We start from the raw sequence: 16,777 nt of genomic DNA, 5'->3' as shown, positions 1-16,777 counted from the left end.
TGCTTAGTGATTACTCTCCTAAATTCATACTCCACAAGCCCCACATTTTTGCGCGTCTGATTTCTGGCATGGAATAAATATAACCACCAATTAGCCATAAACGTTTTGCCAAAATAAGGGTGAACGAATGCAAATACTGACTTCGCGACAACACCGATTAGTAAAATTGCTGCTGCATCATGCCGCACCGCAGCCGACAAAAGAATTAGCTTTACAGCTTGGCGTGTCGGAGAAAACCATCCAGCGCGATTTGCAATGGCTGGAGAGTTGGCTTCGCGACTGGTCGCTGCAGCTGGAAAAAATGCCGGGACGCGGCATACGTCTGCGGGTAGACGATCTGCAGCAGCGTCTGCAACTGGAGCAGCAGCTTAACGGCGACGAAAGCAGTTCGGATGCGCTGAGCCACAACAGCCGACGGGTGAAGATTGCCTCGCAGCTGCTGAGTGATGCGCCACGCGCGACTTCAATCAGTAAATTGTCGGAACGCTACTTTATCAGTCATGCGTCAATCGTGAATGACCTGAAGGTGATCGAAGAGTGGCTGCAGCCGCTGGGTTTGGTGCTGCAGCGCGGCCCCGGCGGCACCCACATCGAAGGCAATGAGCAGACGCTGCGCCAGGCGATGGTCTCGCTAATTAATGATGTGATGCAGCAGAACGTCGCCGGCACGCCGCTGCTACCACGCCTCGATCCCGGCAGCCAGCAAGCGCTGGTGCACTATTTTGGCGACGAGGATGTGGCTTTTGTGCAGGCGCTGCTGCAGCAGATGGAGCAGCAACTGAGTTATCCGTTGGGCGACGCGTGGTACCTCAATCTCTGCACCCATATTCTGATCATGATGCATCGCATGGCGCAAGGTAACGCGCTGGCGCTGGAAACCCTGACCAGCGCGCAGGATCTCGATCAGCGCATTCTGAAGATTTCCCAAAACATGGTGGTGCAGATTGAACAGCGCATGTGCTGCGCATTGCCAGCCGATGAAGTGGGTTTTATTTATCAATATATTGTCTCGTCCGGCATTGTGGTAGAAGAGCGTGGCGATAACGCGCCGCTGCATAATCAATTTTCCACCGCTGAATCAGTAAAAATAACCTGTGAATTAATCGATCGCTTCGCGTCATTTATTCAGCAGGACTTAGCGCAGGACCGATTATTATTTGAAGGATTATTAGTTCATATAAAGCCATTATTAAATCGACTCAAATATCATATTCATATTCGTAATCCGCTGCTGGAGGATATTCAGCAGGAGATGAAGGAAATATTTTCATTAACGCAACAGGCGATGCAATTAACCGCGCGCAGCCAGGGACTTTCATCGGTGGCGGATGACGAAATAGGTTATCTGTGCGTGCATTTCCAGGCAGCGCTGGAGCGACAAATCGCCCACAAACGCATTCTGGTGGTGTGCTCCAGCGGCGTGGGAACCTCGCATCTTTTGAAGAGTCGCATTCTGCGCGCCTTCCCGGACTGGGAGATTGTCGGCGTGGTTTCCGCCAGTAATCACGCGGAGTTTTGCCAGCGAGAAACGGTGGATTTGGTGATTACCACTATTCACCTCAACGCCGGAGCGGTTCCGGCGGTGTATGTCAGTGCCTTTTTTAACGATGACGATATTCGGCGGGTGACTGACGCCATGATTGGCAGCCAGCTGCCCGACGGCGCCTCCTGCGCTTTGGCTGAACATTAATTGAATGAGGATTGAACATGGATATTTCGCGCATTCTGACGCCGCGCCGCGTTAACCTGGCGCTGACCGCCACCACCAAAGAGCAAGCGATTCATGAGCTCACCGATTTGCTCTACCACGACGGCGCCATCAGCGACCGCGCCGCCTTTATCGAAGACGTCTGGCTGCGGGAAGCTGAAGGTTCCACCGGCTTCGAAAATCATATCGCCATCCCGCACGGTAAATCCGCCGCGGTGAAACAAACCACGCTCGCCATCGGCCGCACCCAACACGACATTCCGTGGGAAACGCTCGATGGCAGCCAGGTGCGCTGCATCATCCTGTTCGCGGTGCGACTGGAAGATCAGAACACCACCCATATTCGCCTGTTGTCGCAGGTGGCCAGTGCGCTGGCCGATGATGAGGTGATAGCCCAACTGCTGGTGGAAAACGATGCCAGCAATATCATCCGGCTGTTTAGTCAGTACGCCGAAACCGACCTCTGTTAACACCCTAACTCTCTGAGGTGACACATGAATATCGTCTGTGTAGCGGCCTGCACGGCAGGCATCGCGCATACCTACATTGCGCGCGAAAAACTGATTAAAGGGGCCCACGCGCTGGGCCACACCATCCACGTTGAAACTCAGGGCACCATCGGCACCGAAACGGCGCTGACGCAGCAAGATATCGCCGCTGCGGACGTGGTGATCCTCGCCGTTGACGTGAAGATCAAAGGCGAGGAGCGCTTTCAGGGCAAACCCATTGTGCGAGTGAAAACCGAAGTAGTGATCAAATCACCGGTGAAATTCCTCGAAAAAGTGGCGGATTCACTGGCGCGCGCCTGAGGAGATCCATCATGAGTGACAACAAACGTCAGTACGGCCAGGAGATCAAAGGGCATTTGCTTACCGGGATCTCGTGGATGATCCCGCTGATCGTCGCCGCCGGGATCTGCATCGCGCTCGGCCAGGTGATCGGCGGGCCGGATGTCGGTAAACAGACCGGCACCCTCGCGTGGATGTTGAATCAGATCGGCGGTTGGGGCATGGGCCTGATTGTGCCGCTGATCAGCGCGGCGATTGCTTACTCGATTGCCGATCGTCCCGGCTTCGCGCCTGGCCTGATCGTCGGTTTTATCTGCGGGCAGATCGGTACCGGCTTTATCGGCGGCATCTTCGGTGGCTTCCTGGTCGGTTACACGGTGCTGCTGCTGCGCCGCACTATCAAATTACCGAAATCGATGCAGGGCTTAATGCCGATTATGGTGCTGCCGGTGCTGAGCACCATCATTGCCGGGCTGCTGATGATGACCTTTATCGGTCAGCCGATTGTCTGGCTGCAGAAGGCGCTGATTGCCCTGCTGGAGTCGATGCAGGGCGGCTCAAAGTTTGTGATGGGCGCGATTCTAGGCGCAATGGCCACCTTCGACTTCGGCGGTCCGGTGAATAAAACCATGTCGCTGTTCGCCGACGGCATGCTGGTTGACGGCATTTACGGGCCGGAAGCGGTGAAGTTTGTCGGTTCGATGATCCCGCCGTTCGGCATCACGCTCTCTTATTTGCTGAGCCGCAACAAATACACCAAAGCGGAAAAAGAGGCGCTGAAAGCCGCGTTCCCGATGGGCATCTGCATGATTACCGAAGGCGTGATTCCGATTGCGGCGCGCGATCTGTTCCGCGTGGTTGGCAGCTGCGTAGTGGCTTCCGCCATCGCCGGTGGGCTGATTATGGTGTGGGGCGTTGGCGCACCGGTGCCGCACGGCGGCATGTTTGTGGTGCCGCTGTTCACCAAACCCTGGCTGTTCTGTTTAGCGCTCGGCATCGGCACCACGGTGTGCGGCGTGATGCTGTCGATACTGAAAAAGCCGGTGACGCAGGCGGATGAAGAGTTCGATGACGTGGAAGCCCCCGGCGTTCGCGATGAAGAGATCAAATTCACTCTGGAATAAGGAGCCACCATGTTTGCCATGATGAACGACCTGATTCAGGCCGCCGCCCATCAGCGCTATGCGGTGCTGGCGATCAACAGCTTCAACCTTGAAACCGCGCGCGCCGCCATTCAGGCCGCCGAGCAGCAGCGCGCTCCGCTGATCCTCAATGTTTATCAGGGACACAGCGCGCACTTTCCGCCGGCTGTCGCGGTGCCGTTAGTGCGAGCGCTGGCCGATGCCGCCAGGGTGCCGGTGGCGCTGGCACTCGATCATGGCAAAGCTTTTCCACTGATTGGTCAGGCATTTCGCGCCGGTTTTACCGGCTTGATGATCGATGCCTCGTCTGAACCGCTCGCCGAGAACATTCGCCAGACCGCCGCCGTGGTGAAGATGGCGCATACCGCCGGTGTGTGCGTCGAGGGCGAGCTGGGACATATCGCCGATGCGCCCACCTACGAGCTGGCTGATGCTTCAGTGAAGATGACGCAGGTGGCCGATGTGCTGCCGTTTATCGAGCAGACCGATATCGACCTGCTGGCGATCTCGGTTGGCACCGCGCACGGGCTTTATCCGGCGGGTGTGAAGCCAAAGATCGACTTTCAGCGCTTGCAGGAGTTGCAGGCGGTTTCTTCGCGACCGCTGGCGCTGCACGGCGGATCGGGCACGCCCGCTGAGGATATTCGCCGCGTCAGTGAGTTTGGCGTAGCCAAGATCAACGTCGGCGCGGCAGTGTTTGATGCCGGAAAAATGGCGGTGGAACAGGCCTTGAAGCAGCATCCTCACGCTGAGTTAGCCGATGTGCTCGGGCTGATGGAGTCCGCCTGCCGCGAAGTGGTGGCGGAGTATCTGAGCTGGTCGGGATCGGCGGGCAAGGTTTAGTCATCGGGTTAGCTAGCGGTCGCCATGAATGGCGACCCTACGTCGCATTGTAAATTTCACATTCATATCCACTATCGGGTCGGCGCATGCGTCGGCTCCGGTAAACATCACGCTGAGGAAATATTAACATGTTGATTTCAATGAAAGAGATGTTGGCACCGACTCGTGAGCACCGCTACGCGATTGGCGCTTTTAATGTGGCCGACAGCTGCTTTATCCGCGCGGTAGTTGAAGAAGCTGAAGCTACCCATACGCCGGCGATCATTTCCATCCATCCAAGCGAGCTGGAGTTTGTCACTGATGAGTTCTTTGGCTATGTGCGCGAGCGCACGCTGAAAAGCAAAGTGCCGTTCACCATCCACCTCGATCACGGTGCGTCCATTGCTCAGGTGTTGCGCGCTATTCAATGCGGCTTTACCTCAGTGATGATCGATGGTTCATTGCTGCCTTATGAAGAGAACGTAGCGCTGACCAAAGAAGTGGTGAAACTGGCGCATGCGGTGGGCGTTTCGGTGGAAGGTGAACTCGGCACCATCGGCGATACCGGCACTTCAGTGGAAGGCGGCGTGAGTAAAGTGATCTACACCGAACCGGCGCAGGCAGAGGATTTCGTGCAGCGCACCGGTGTAGATACGCTGGCGGTAGCGATTGGCACCGCGCACGGCATCTACCCGAAAGATATGAAGCCTGAGCTGCAGATGCATATCCTCAGAGACATTGCGCAGCGCACCACTATTCCGCTGGTGCTGCACGGCGGTTCAGCAAATCCGGATGCCGAGATCGCGGAAGCGGTGACGCTGGGCGTGGGCAAAATCAATATTTCCAGCGACATGAAGTTCGCCTATTTCGCTAAGCTGCGCGAGATTCTGGCACGCGAAACCTGGTGGGATCCGAATGTGATTTATCCCGATGCCATTGCGGCGGCGAAGGAAGTCATTCGCTACAAAATGAATCTGTTTGGCGGGTTGGGTAAGGCGAGTTTGTATCGCTGAGTTAAGTAGTAAGCCTGGCATCTTCAACGTGCTCGGCAATGCGCAATAAATTGCGCCGCTACGGTATGTGCAGATATTAAGTATGGTAATCAGCCACGCGCACATATTTGTAGCGTCGCGATTTATCGCGCTCTTTTGTTATTTAGTCGCACCCAACCATTGTTTAGCAATCAGCGCGTATTCGCCGGTGGCGGTGCTGAGATGCAGCCACTGATCGACATACAACTTCCAGCTCATATCATCGCGCGGGATCATGTAGGCCTTCTCGCCGTACTGCATCGGTTTGTCCGGATTGATGGCGCACAGCGCGGGATAATGCTGCTGCTGGAACAGCGCTTCAGACGCATCGGTGATCATTACGTCCGCTTTGTTATCCACCAACTGCTGGAAAATCCCCACATTGTCAGCCAGCTGCAGCGTCGCCTGCGGCAGATGGCTGTGCACGAAGGCTTCGTTGGTGCCGCCCGCCGGTTCGATCACGCGCACGCTCGCCTTGTTAATCTGTTCAACCGTCTGGTATTTCGCTTTATCAGCACAGCGCACCAGTGGAATTTTTCCATCAACACCGAGCGGCTGAGCAAACCAGGCGATCTGCTGACGCTTGAGGGTGACTGATACGCCGCCCAATGCGATATCACACTGCTTGGCCACAAAATCATCGCTCAGGGTTTTCCATGTGGTTGGCACCCACTGCACTTTTGCGCCCAGACTTGCCGCCAGCGATTGCGCCATGCTGATATCCAATCCTTCATATTGGCCATCGCTACGCAAATAGCTATATGGCTTGTAATCACCGGTGGTACAGACTTTTAAGGTTTTGCTTGCGCGGATGTCATCGAGGTGGGATTGCGCCTGAGCAGCGCCCGTCACCATAAGTAATGCACTCAGTATCGCGGTTTTCATGTTTTCTTCTTTTATGGGAGTTGATGTTGGTTTGCTCACGGATTGTTTCATAACCCTGCGTATTATTGCTTTATTAGCAAAAGTGTTGTGATCGATCACGCATTTTTCTCGCTGCTGCGCGCGCGTAGAGTGTGCGGCATCAACGAGAAACGGAGCGGATGACATGAACTTTTTAATTATCGATGGTGGCAAAACCTTCGCCCATTCGAAAGGCGAACTGAACCATACCTTAACTGACGTCGCAGCCAGCCAGTTGCGCGATCTTGGTCATCAGGTACAGGTAACGATTGCCGACAGCGATTACAACGTGGCAGAAGAAGTGCAGAAGTACCTCGACAGCGATGTGGTGATTTATCAAATGCCCGGCTGGTGGATGGGCGAGCCGTGGACAGTAAAAAAGTATATCGATGATGTCTTCACCGAAGGTCACGGTTCACTGTATGCCAGCGATGGCCGCACACGCAGCGATGCCGGTAAAAAATATGGCTCCGGCGGCCTGATTCAGGGTAAGAAATACATGCTGTCATTGACCTGGAACGCTCCGCTGGAAGCCTTTAACGATCCTGAGCAGTTTTTTGAAGGCGTGGGCGTGGACGGTTTGTATCTGCACTTCCATAAGGCCAACCAGTTCCTCGGTATGGAAGGTTTGCCGACCTTTATCTGTAACGATGTGATTAAAATGCCGAACGTACCGCGCGATATCGAACGTTATCGGACTCATCTCAGCCAGATCTTTGGTTAACTGTAAGCACCCAAGGAAAAGAGGAAGCACTATGTTAACCGTCGTTGCAGAGATTTGTGTCAAACCGGGCCGTCGTCAGGTGGTTTTGGATGCGATTAATCAGCTGATTCCTACCGTGCTGGAAGAAGATGGCTGCCATCAATATGACGCATTAGTTGATCATCAGGCACAAGTGCCGTGGAAACAGAATTCACCTGATTCGATTTTCATGCTGGAGTTGTGGGAATCACTGCGCCATCTGGAGCAGCATCAGCAAATGCCACATATGGATGCGCATCGCGCGTTGATTAAAGATGAAGTGGTAGATGTGAAGATTCTGGTGCTGGAAGCGGCTAAATAACTCGATTTGCTTGGTCGTTCAGTACCTTACATCAAAAAAGGCCCGGTCTCGCGACCGGGCCTTTTATTTAGCAGCTAATCAGAGATTAGTGCTGTTGTTCCTGCATCAGATACTGTGGAACCATCACTTCAGCATCGCCACCGTTGTTCTGGTAAACGTTGTATTCAACGCCTGCCACGGTTACGGTGCCATTTGCCTGGGTCCAGTTACTCACTTCTTCACCTTTCGGCAAGATATCTTCCAGAGCAACTTCTTTACCTGCGTCAGCAATCATCAACTGGGTTTTACCGTTGTCGATGAACAGGGAATCATCGCTCATTCCCAGGATGTCATTCAGAGACATTGTCATCAGAAGGCTATTCACTGAGTCTGGGAACAGATCGCCCGGATCAACAGATGGTGGTGGAGTAACGTCAATTTCCAGCTTGAACGTTTCGCTACCCGCAGTTTCATTACCTGCAGCATCGCGGTAACCGAAGGAGAAGTCGTAAACGCGTTCTTCAAGCGCAACGGTCTTAAGTTCCCACTCGCCCGCAGTCACTACAGCGCTGCCGAGTACCTCAGTGTGTGCAGCATCGCCATATAGCACAACAATGGTGCCATCTTCACCTGTACCTTTCAAAGTCAGCAACTGGCCATTCATCTTTCTTGGATTACCGTCATTAGTTGGATTGGTATCCAACGTTTTAGTATATCCATATGCATCAATATAGGTACCGCCCACGAAGGTACCACCACCAGGAGGAGTCAGATCCACCTCAAAGTTGATACCATCGTTAATTGGACCACGAACACCTGATGCGCTGACAGGCTGAACGCGGATGTTATGCGCACCTTCAGCCAAGTCTTTCAGATCATAGCTCCACTGTCCATTAGTGACCACGGCAGTGCCAATTTCTGTATTGCCATCCCAGATAATGACTTTAGTACCATCTACACCGGTGCCGCGTACGGTTGGGGTTTTATCGTCGGTGATGTCACCTTCAGAAATTAGGCCGGTTTTAACGCCAACATCATCCCACATTTCAAAATTGGCAATTTTATCTGGCACTTGAGTATCAATGATCAGATCAATTGGGTCTGAAGGGTCTGATTTGTTACCTGCCGGATCGGTGACTTCAACGATAACTTCATATTCGCCATCACCAATTGGATCTGTTGGTGTCACAGTCCAGTTACCACCTGCATCAACCTTGCCGCTACCAATAACTTTCTCGTCACCATTTTCGTCAATGATAACGACTTCAACGATATCACCTGGATTCGCGCCACCACCTTTGAATTCAGGTTTGGTTTCGTCAATTGGCGTTCCTGGCTGAACCGTACCCAGGTCACCACCGGTATTATCAATAATTTCAGGCACACCAGGTTTATTTGGTGGAGTGAGATCCACCACGATAATCACTGGGGTAGAGAAATCAGACTTTTTACCTGTCGCAGGATCCTCAACTTTAATCTTCAGCTCATGCGAATTCTCATCTAATGGATCGAGTTCGATCTCCCACGTGCCGTCAGGTTTAACTACAGTTGATTTAACTACATTGTTTCCGTCATAAACGTGAACAATCTCACCTTGATTACCGGTACCGCGCAGTACAGGCGTGTCATCATTGGTTGAATCACCACTAACCAGAACACGATCGGTGGCACCGTTGTTAGCAACAACTTCACCGATTTCTGCTGTTGGTGGAGATGTAGTATCTACAATGAGGATGAATTCATCGGATTTAGCAGAAGCACTCCCCCCTTTTGAGACCGAGTCTACACGCAGTGAGTGTGAGCCTTCAGCCAGATCCTTATCCACATCAAAGCTCCATTGGCCGCGATTATTAGCAACAGTGCTACCAATGATCTCATTGCCATCCCAAATACGCACGATTGAACCGGCATCAGCTACGCCAGAGAGATTAGGCATGGTGTCATCGGTTTTATCACCCGAATGCAGTACGGCTGTTTTACCAAAATCATCAAAGGCTTCATTAATTTCTGGTGTGCTTGGTGCAGTTGCATCCAGCTTCAGGATGAAGTTGTCAGATTTCGGGCTCATACGATCAAACCTATCCTTGTACGCCACGCTGAAGACATAAGTATCATCGTTAGTCAGATTTGGGAAAAAGCTCCAGCGGCCATCCTGGCCTGCAACAGTACTGCTAATTGGGGTAGCAGAGGCGCCATAGAGGTATACCATAGAGCCCGGTTGAGCAACGCCTGACAAGGTTGGCGATTTGTCATCGGTATATTGGCCTGATGTTAAATAGTCAATTTTGCCTTCATCATCAATGACACGCATAATTTGTGGCGCTTCAGGGCCTTCAGCTTGAATGTAGAAAATAACTTGAGTTGGTTTCAACCCCCAGTTACCTGCTTGATCACGCTCACGATACTGGAAGAAGTAGGTGCCATCAGGCAGTGCATCAGAGCTAAAGGACCATTTTCCGTCAGCATCTGCTAAGACGGTGGTTACCGTATTGTTAATCGTAATCTCAATCGTGCTAAAAGGTTCAGCCTTAAGAGATGTGCTGATCACGTTGTTCTTTGTGTATTTTACATACGCGTTTGCGAAGGTGCCAAAATCGTGAGTAGTTGCTACTGGCTCAATGTGTTGCTCAGCCACTGGCGCCGAATTTTCGGCCATCACCACTTTGCCAGATTCAATTTTAAGATTGAAAGCCGCAGACGCCGGGCTTTCGTGTTTACCCGCATCTTTTACAACAGCGGTCAGACTGTGGTCGCCATCGGTCAGAGTTAGTGGAATTGTCCACGCACCCATGCTATTCACTTGCGCGGAATTTATGGCGGTTGTGCCGTTATTATCAAAGATATAAACGATTGAACCAGGCTCTCCTACACCAGAAACCACTGGATTAGACTCATCAGTAGTATCGCCTGGAGTCAAATTACCTTTATCTTTACCGGTATTATCTACTACACGCCAAATTTCTGGGGCTACTGGCGCTTTGGTATCCAGATTAACAATTAATGAAGTTGGCGCTGCACGGTTTCCTGCTGCATCAATAATGGTAATCTGAACGGCATGCAAGCCTTCATCCCAACCAGCCGGAGGAGTGAATGACCACTTACCTTCTGCGTTAATATCGACATAAGTAGTCACGCCGTCGATAATAATTTCAACCCTTCCATTTTCACCATTTGAAGCATAGATATTATTCCAGCCAAAATTACTGTCGGTGATGGTATTTATTGCCTGTTTTTTAACTTCATTAATGCTGTTATTAGCCATGATAGCATCCTTTTTTGATATTTCGGTTTAGAGTTCCGGTTCCATCCCGGTACACAAACATTCTGAGCCAGTTAGCGAAGTAGCTAACACAAGATATGTCCCAATTAATTGGGAAGATAAAAAAATTAATGGGATACTGATGTTTATAAAATGGTCTAAATCTATACAATTCAGACCGTGCGAAAACTAAAGCGGGGAAATAAAATTATTTCCTTTCTACACTGATTACTACACGGCGCTCGGTCGCATAGCACAAACGCTGCTGTTTTAATGACCCTGAGCAGTGTTTAGAGACCTGACTTTCACCCATACTTTGCGACTGAATCTTGTCACCATTTAAACCATTATTGACTAATAATTCCTTAATAGTATCAGCGCGGCGTTGGCCTAACTTTAGATTACTCTGTTCATCACCAATAGGATCGGTAAAACCAGTAACAATAATATGCTGCTCCGATTTGCCACTGCGTTTCAGTAAATGCGCGAATTGCTGAATAGCGTTATGGCCTTGAGAAGAAATATCGTCACTGCTGGCACTAGCGAAATTAAATAATAGATCAGATGAAAACTCGTAATTATTATATGATTGAGCGGCATCCATCTTACATGAGATAACGGAAGAGGCACGGGAAAGCAAATGCGCTTGCTGCCGGGTACCCATCAACTGTTGCTGCGCCACGGAGGTTTCTACAACATGGGGACGACCAGAGCCATCAAGACTTGCAGAAACATAATAGGTTTTCCCCGCAGCCAATGAATCTCGCCACTGCTGTTGTTGTTTACCTTGATAGCGTGGTGCATCATCGGTGTAACTTCCTAATGAATGCATACCTGGCTTTAGACAAAACACCGTGTATCCACCCGATAAAAGTGCGGTCTGGAATTCACCATCCACATAGATATGTGCCGCACTTTTATCATTATCAGCAGTTCGATAATAAACAATTTTGGTTTGATCTTCCGCCGCTGCTGGCACTGATAGCCATGATTTCCCAAAAATAGTTTGCGCTTGAATTCCCGTAGTTATGGACAATGATGCAATAACGGCGATAATCGAAACACTTTTAATATTCATTACAACTCCCTAAAAGAAAGTGCCAAATGACACTTTCTTTTATCCAAAATTAAAATTAGCAAATGTATTAATTATTCAGATAAGTCACGAAAAACCAAGTGATTATCAAGCGAAGAGACATCTAACGAAACCACCCCATTAAGGGTAGAATGATTGACGTTAAAATCAGACGTAATATTATTTAAAGAACTTTCATCAAGATCTTTGGAAAGAATATTTTCTTCCTGAGATTCGCCAAACAACGTGTCATGCTGATCTGAAAGTAAATCAGAAATGTTAATTTGGTTTGTTGAATCGGGGAAGAGATCACCCGGAGCAACAGATTCTGGCGGTATAGTGTCGATTTCAACTGCAAATACAGGCGTTTTAGCCGTCACAACACCATCAGCATCCTGGAAAGCAGCCTCAATATTATATTTATCATCTGGAAGCTCTGGTGTTGGGATACTCCACTTTCCTGTTGCATCGACTGTAGATGAAAGATAAAAGTGATTTTTAGCACCATTTATCCAAACATATACGATGTCCCCGGGAATTCCGGTGCCGCCAACAAAGATGGTCGAATCATTTACTGCATCGCCGCTCGCAATAGGTTGCTTACCCACAGGTATTTTTTTACCACCATCCAATTTTTCATCGCGATAAACATCTCCAATTACACCGGTTACTGGCACATTTGGATCAGGAATAACTTCTTCAACCGGATCAGGGTCGACTGGTGCCTTTGGATCATTAATATCAACGACGACTTTTTCAGAACTCTCAGATTCATTACCGGCTGGATCTACAATGATGATTTGGAATTCATGTTTACCGTTTTGTAAAGATTCTTCCGGTGTAAAGGTCCACTCGCCTTTATGATCAATTACGGCACTACCTATTACTTTGCCGTTATCGATAATTTTGACGATATCACCTTTCTCACCGACACCAGAAAACGTTGGGGTGCTATCTTGAGTTTCATCACTATTTTCTATCGGTTTTTCATTGCTATCTTTAATTGCACCGATGCCTTTATTTTCTGGCGCAATGGTATCAACCTCAACAGCCCATTCATCTGATCCAAAAGATTTATTACCTACCTCATCAACGACCACAATGCTGAATTTATGTATTCCGTCGGCCAATTCTGGGCTAGTGAATTTCCAGTTACCTTCACTATCAGTTTTCGCGGTACCCAGCAATTGACGATCTTTCCAGATTTCAACAGTAGAGCCAACTTCAGCTTTACCTGAAAGACTTGGCGTATTGTCTTTGGTGACGCCATTTTTTGTAATTTCTTTTGGTGGATTCGTACTGTCGTCGAACATGCCACCAATGGTACCTTGTGCTGGTGCAGTCAGATCAATTACAAAACCCCATGCTTCACTTGACTCGCTCACTACGCCGTTTTCATTGCGCTCACGGGTAGTAATGCTGTGGCTACCTGCTCCCAGCGCTTTTCCAGGTGTGAAAGACCAGGTACCATTTTCACCAACGGTAGTTTCACCAATTTTGGTGGTGCCATCCCATACTTCAATCACGTTTCCTTTGGTGCCAGTACCATTCAGAGTCGGCGTGACGTCATCGGTTCGGCCACCTTTAGCGATCAATCCAGTGATGCTACCTACATCGTCGAATATGCCATTCACCACCGGAATGCTTACATTGCCGCCACCGTTTTCACCACCACCTTTGCCGCCATCGCCACCTTTGCCGCCGTCTCCGCCTTTACCACCCTGACCGCCATTGTTGCTGTCTTGATACTGATCTTTGGCTGCCACATAGCCCAATCCTGCAGCAGCAGCAATCGCCGCCATGCTACCTAAAGCGATCAATGCCGGTGACCACTCAAAACCCGATGCCAATGCAAATCCATCATTATTGTTATCGACAACGGCTTCGCCTAAGGCCAATGCTGCTGTTTCACCATCAGCAAGTGCTTCAGCTTCATGACTGGCATCACCATCGGTAGCAACATATGCATGCATTTCGCCATCTTCAGCTTTACCCACTAAGCTGCCGGATTTAGCAAAGAAATCTTCGATAATAAGGTCGGGGTCATTGCTATCAGAACCTTCCAGCATTACCAGAAGATTTTTTCCTACGCGTTTGACAGTAATATTTTCCGGTGCAACACCGTCACTACCTTGCGCAAGCATATATTTACCGTTGGTAATAGCCTGAACTTTCGCGGCTTTACCCTCTTTCCCAACACGCAACACCTCTGCTTTAGTTATTGTTTTTTTATCAATAATCGCAACACTCACGGGCGAAACATTCATGATTAATCCCTTTCATACATTATTTTCGACTGCACGATTGCTGACAAACGCAACAATCTCCCTGGCTAAACCTACCGAAGCAGGCTCAAAGTGAGCGTCATAATCCGGAAAGTGAGATTTCCGAGACATAAGAAATGTCCCGTATAGGAAAGAAAAAGTGTCTAACGTTGCCTAAAGTGAAAAATTCCAATCAACTGATTGAATTAATATATTTAATTGAATCTCAAACTAGCGGAAAAAAAATTATTTGAGGGCTATAACAGATGATTTTCCTGAATTTTTTTGCTTAAAAAATCCAGAAAACAGGTAATGCGCGAGGTAAGGGATTGATTGCGGTAATAGACTGCGTGAATAGGTAAACGCTGCTCACGGTTTTCCGTTTCAAGAATCTGCACCAGGCGCCCACTGACGCGATCTTCACGGCTGACAAAATCGGATAAACGTACGATACCTTGCCCAGCTAAAGCCAGTTGACGCAATGTTTCGCCACTGGAGGCGGAAAGCGTAGGTTTGATGCGCAGGAACTCACCTTCCCGCTGCCACACCGGCCAGACGTTATGGGCATCAAGCTGACTGAAACCCAGTAGTTGATGGTTTGCTAGTGCATCAACGTTTTCCGGTAAACCAAACTTATCCAGATACGCAGGACTTGCTAGCAAACGTATTGCGCTGCTTCCAAGCACACGCGCACGCAGCGTTGAGTCACGCAATTCGCCGATACGAATGGCGATGTCCGTTTGCTGTTCCAGCAGATCGATCACGATATCGTCGGTGTTGAGTTCCAGCTGAATCAGCGGATAGCGCTGACGGAACTCCGCCACCAACGGCACAATGACGTGTAGAGTAAACGGGGTATTGGCGTTGACGCGTAAACGTCCTGACGGGATGTCCCGACGCTGCGCAATTTGTTCTTCCGCTTGTTCAACCGAAGCCAGAATCTGCCGCGCGTGATCGAGAAAAATCAGCCCCTCTTCGGTCAGAGCCAGGCGACGCGTGGTGCGATGCATCAAGGTGGTTTGTAGCTTACTTTCGAGGCGGCTAAGCGCACGACTCACGCCAGAGCTGGTTTGATCTAGCTGCTCTGCGGCTGAAGTGATTGATCCGGTATCCACCACCGTGACCCAGGCACGCAACTCTTCCAGTGTTATTTTCAAATTTCCATCCTCAAAGAACCAGACCTGTCTTAGCGCTGTTTCTGACACTTTTGACTTAAATTACGCCACTTTATTAGCAGCAGGGTATCACAATGCGTCATAAACCTCGGATGGCTAACGATTTACGTCAGCAACAAGCGGTAACCCAGTTGCTGCAGCAAGGGCGACAGGAAGAAGCCTGGCGTAAGATTCGAGCGCATCTGACGCTTGCTCCCTACGATAGCTGGTTCCTGTTTGAAGCCGCACGACTTGCACGACGCAGCGGCGAGCTCGATCTGGCTCAGCGCTACTATCAGCGGGCACTGAAGCTTACGCCACAGGATGCCGGATTACTCAATGGACTCGGCTTAACCCATTATGAAGCCGGACGTTGGGACGAGGCGGAAGCCTGTTATCAGACCGCGATTAAAGTGCATGCTGGCTATGCCGCCTGCCACAATAACTATGCTATTTTGCTGCATAAGCAGCAGCGCTATCACCTGGCTTTAAAGCAGTATCAATTGGCGCTGCAGAGCCAATCTGATTATATCGAAGCCCGCTATGGTATGAGTACGTTGCTGGCGCATATGGGGCAGCTGCAAGAAGCAGAAAGTCTGATGCAGCAAGTGTTGCACGTACGTCGCGCCGATCGACGCTGTCGTACTGCGCTCGGCATGGTGCAACTGCAGCAGGGCAACTTTGCTGCAGGCTGGTCCAACTATCAGGCGCGTTATGCGTCGGATAATCCCGACCGCTTCTTTACCTTACCTAAACTGCCCATTCGCTACTGGCAAGGAGAGGATCTGCGCAATAAAGCGCTGCTGGTGCGGACTGAACAGGGAATGGGCGATGAGATTCAGTTCTGCCGCTTTCTCACACGCGTGAAAACCGAAAAGCAGGCGAAGACAGTGATCATGCTGGGGAGCGCGGCCTTAAAACCGTTGATGATTTCGCTGCCACAGCTCGATCATTATCTTACGCGGGGAGAGTCACAACATACGCTGCCACAGGCTGATTATTGGTGCTCGCTACTTGATTTACCGCAGCATTTCCTCAATTCAACGCAGCCCTTCAGCGCGCAACATCCTTATCTGTTCAGCACCGCTGATCAGCAGGAAAAGTGGCCGATTAAGGGCAACGGAAAAAAAATCGGTATCGTGTGGAAAGGATCCAGCGAACATAAGAATGATAGCCAACGCTCGCTTGCGCATTTGTCACAGCTTGCACCGTTATTTGACCTGCCTGATATTATCTGGATAAGCCTGCAAAAAGGCGCGGGTGAAGAGGACGTTATCGATTTCCCACACGTGCAGCCACTTGGTGCGCAGTTCAGCAGTTATCAGGACACGGCCGCAGTTATTGCGCAGCTGGATTTGGTGATAGGCGTCGATACATCAGTAATTCATCTGGCAGGAGCATTGGGTAAACCGTGTTGGGTATTGTTACCGGCCTGGGCGCGCGATTGGCGCTGGTTAGAAAATCGCGAAGATTCGCCGTGGTATCCGCAAATGAGACTGTTTGCGCGCGGGCAAGATGAAGAGTGGAGCGCGGTCATTGCGCGGGTTAAACAGGCATTGCTGCAGCAATAAACAGGGACGCCATGGCG

At 50.2% G+C, this 16,777-nt stretch carries 14 protein-coding genes; 9 read left to right on the top strand and 5 right to left on the bottom strand.

The genetic code is table 11. From position 1 onward, the window contains the following. The first annotated feature begins 127 nt into the window (after positions 1-127). From K5Y32_RS18675 to K5Y32_RS18650, 6 genes are all read left to right on the top strand, one after another. Positions 128-1,690, top strand: coding sequence for a transcription antiterminator (locus tag K5Y32_RS18675; protein WP_222185403.1), 1,563 nt, complete (start codon positions 128-130; stop codon positions 1,688-1,690). Positions 1,691-1,707: 17 nt separating this feature from the next. Further along, on the top strand, positions 1,708-2,178 hold the full coding sequence (locus tag K5Y32_RS18670) for a PTS sugar transporter subunit IIA (RefSeq protein WP_061720482.1): 471 nt from the start codon (positions 1,708-1,710) through the stop codon (positions 2,176-2,178). Positions 2,179-2,202: 24 nt separating this feature from the next. Continuing rightward, positions 2,203-2,517, top strand: coding sequence for a PTS fructose transporter subunit IIB (locus tag K5Y32_RS18665; RefSeq protein ID WP_101763009.1), 315 nt, complete (start codon positions 2,203-2,205; stop codon positions 2,515-2,517). Positions 2,518-2,528: 11 nt separating this feature from the next. Beyond that, positions 2,529-3,620, top strand: a complete 1,092-nt coding sequence (locus K5Y32_RS18660) for a PTS fructose transporter subunit IIC (protein ID WP_222185402.1) — start codon at positions 2,529-2,531, stop codon at positions 3,618-3,620. Between the two features lie 9 nt (positions 3,621-3,629). After that, positions 3,630-4,481: a class II fructose-bisphosphate aldolase gene (locus K5Y32_RS18655; protein ID WP_222185401.1), complete on the top strand. Its 852-nt coding sequence runs from the start codon at positions 3,630-3,632 to the stop codon at positions 4,479-4,481. A 128-nt stretch (positions 4,482-4,609) separates the two neighbouring features. Continuing rightward, entirely contained in the window at positions 4,610-5,473 is an 864-nt protein-coding gene (locus K5Y32_RS18650) for a ketose-bisphosphate aldolase (protein ID WP_101763006.1), read from the top strand. A 138-nt stretch (positions 5,474-5,611) separates the two neighbouring features. On the opposite strand, the gene K5Y32_RS18645 is transcribed toward K5Y32_RS18650, so the two are convergent. Beyond that, positions 5,612-6,376 (bottom strand): transporter substrate-binding domain-containing protein, encoded by a 765-nt coding sequence (locus K5Y32_RS18645; RefSeq protein ID WP_222185400.1) that lies wholly within the window; start codon positions 6,374-6,376, stop codon positions 5,612-5,614. Positions 6,377-6,539: 163 nt separating this feature from the next. On the opposite strand from K5Y32_RS18645, the gene K5Y32_RS18640 reads away from it, so the two are divergent. Further along, positions 6,540-7,118, top strand: coding sequence for an NAD(P)H-dependent oxidoreductase (locus K5Y32_RS18640; protein ID WP_222185399.1), 579 nt, complete (start codon positions 6,540-6,542; stop codon positions 7,116-7,118). Positions 7,119-7,149: 31 nt separating this feature from the next. After that, positions 7,150-7,458, top strand: coding sequence for a putative quinol monooxygenase (locus tag K5Y32_RS18635; protein WP_008103384.1), 309 nt, complete (start codon positions 7,150-7,152; stop codon positions 7,456-7,458). A gap of 85 nt (positions 7,459-7,543) precedes the next feature. On the opposite strand, the gene K5Y32_RS18630 is transcribed toward K5Y32_RS18635, so the two are convergent. From K5Y32_RS18630 to K5Y32_RS18615, 4 genes are all read right to left on the bottom strand, one after another. Continuing rightward, entirely contained in the window at positions 7,544-10,699 is a 3,156-nt protein-coding gene (locus K5Y32_RS18630) for an Ig-like domain-containing protein (protein ID WP_222185398.1), read from the bottom strand. Between the two features lie 205 nt (positions 10,700-10,904). Continuing rightward, on the bottom strand, positions 10,905-11,774 hold the full coding sequence (locus K5Y32_RS18625) for an OmpA family protein (RefSeq protein WP_222185397.1): 870 nt from the start codon (positions 11,772-11,774) through the stop codon (positions 10,905-10,907). A 71-nt stretch (positions 11,775-11,845) separates the two neighbouring features. Then, on the bottom strand, positions 11,846-14,038 hold the full coding sequence (locus K5Y32_RS18620) for an Ig-like domain-containing protein (protein WP_222185396.1): 2,193 nt from the start codon (positions 14,036-14,038) through the stop codon (positions 11,846-11,848). A gap of 254 nt (positions 14,039-14,292) precedes the next feature. Continuing rightward, positions 14,293-15,192: a LysR substrate-binding domain-containing protein gene (locus tag K5Y32_RS18615; RefSeq protein WP_222185395.1), complete on the bottom strand. Its 900-nt coding sequence runs from the start codon at positions 15,190-15,192 to the stop codon at positions 14,293-14,295. A 92-nt stretch (positions 15,193-15,284) separates the two neighbouring features. Here K5Y32_RS18615 and K5Y32_RS18610 point away from each other — a divergent pair, with 92 nt between their 5' ends. Then, positions 15,285-16,760 (top strand): tetratricopeptide repeat protein, encoded by a 1,476-nt coding sequence (locus K5Y32_RS18610; protein ID WP_222185394.1) that lies wholly within the window; start codon positions 15,285-15,287, stop codon positions 16,758-16,760. Positions 16,761-16,777: the final 17 nt, after the last annotated feature.

Origin of the sequence: Pantoea sp. DY-15, assembly GCF_019795935.1 — a bacterium.
GTDB classification, from domain to species: domain Bacteria; phylum Pseudomonadota; class Gammaproteobacteria; order Enterobacterales; family Enterobacteriaceae; genus Pantoea; species Pantoea leporis.
The sequence above is the reverse complement of the archived record's forward strand: the minus strand, read 5'-3'. Positions and strand labels throughout refer to the sequence as shown.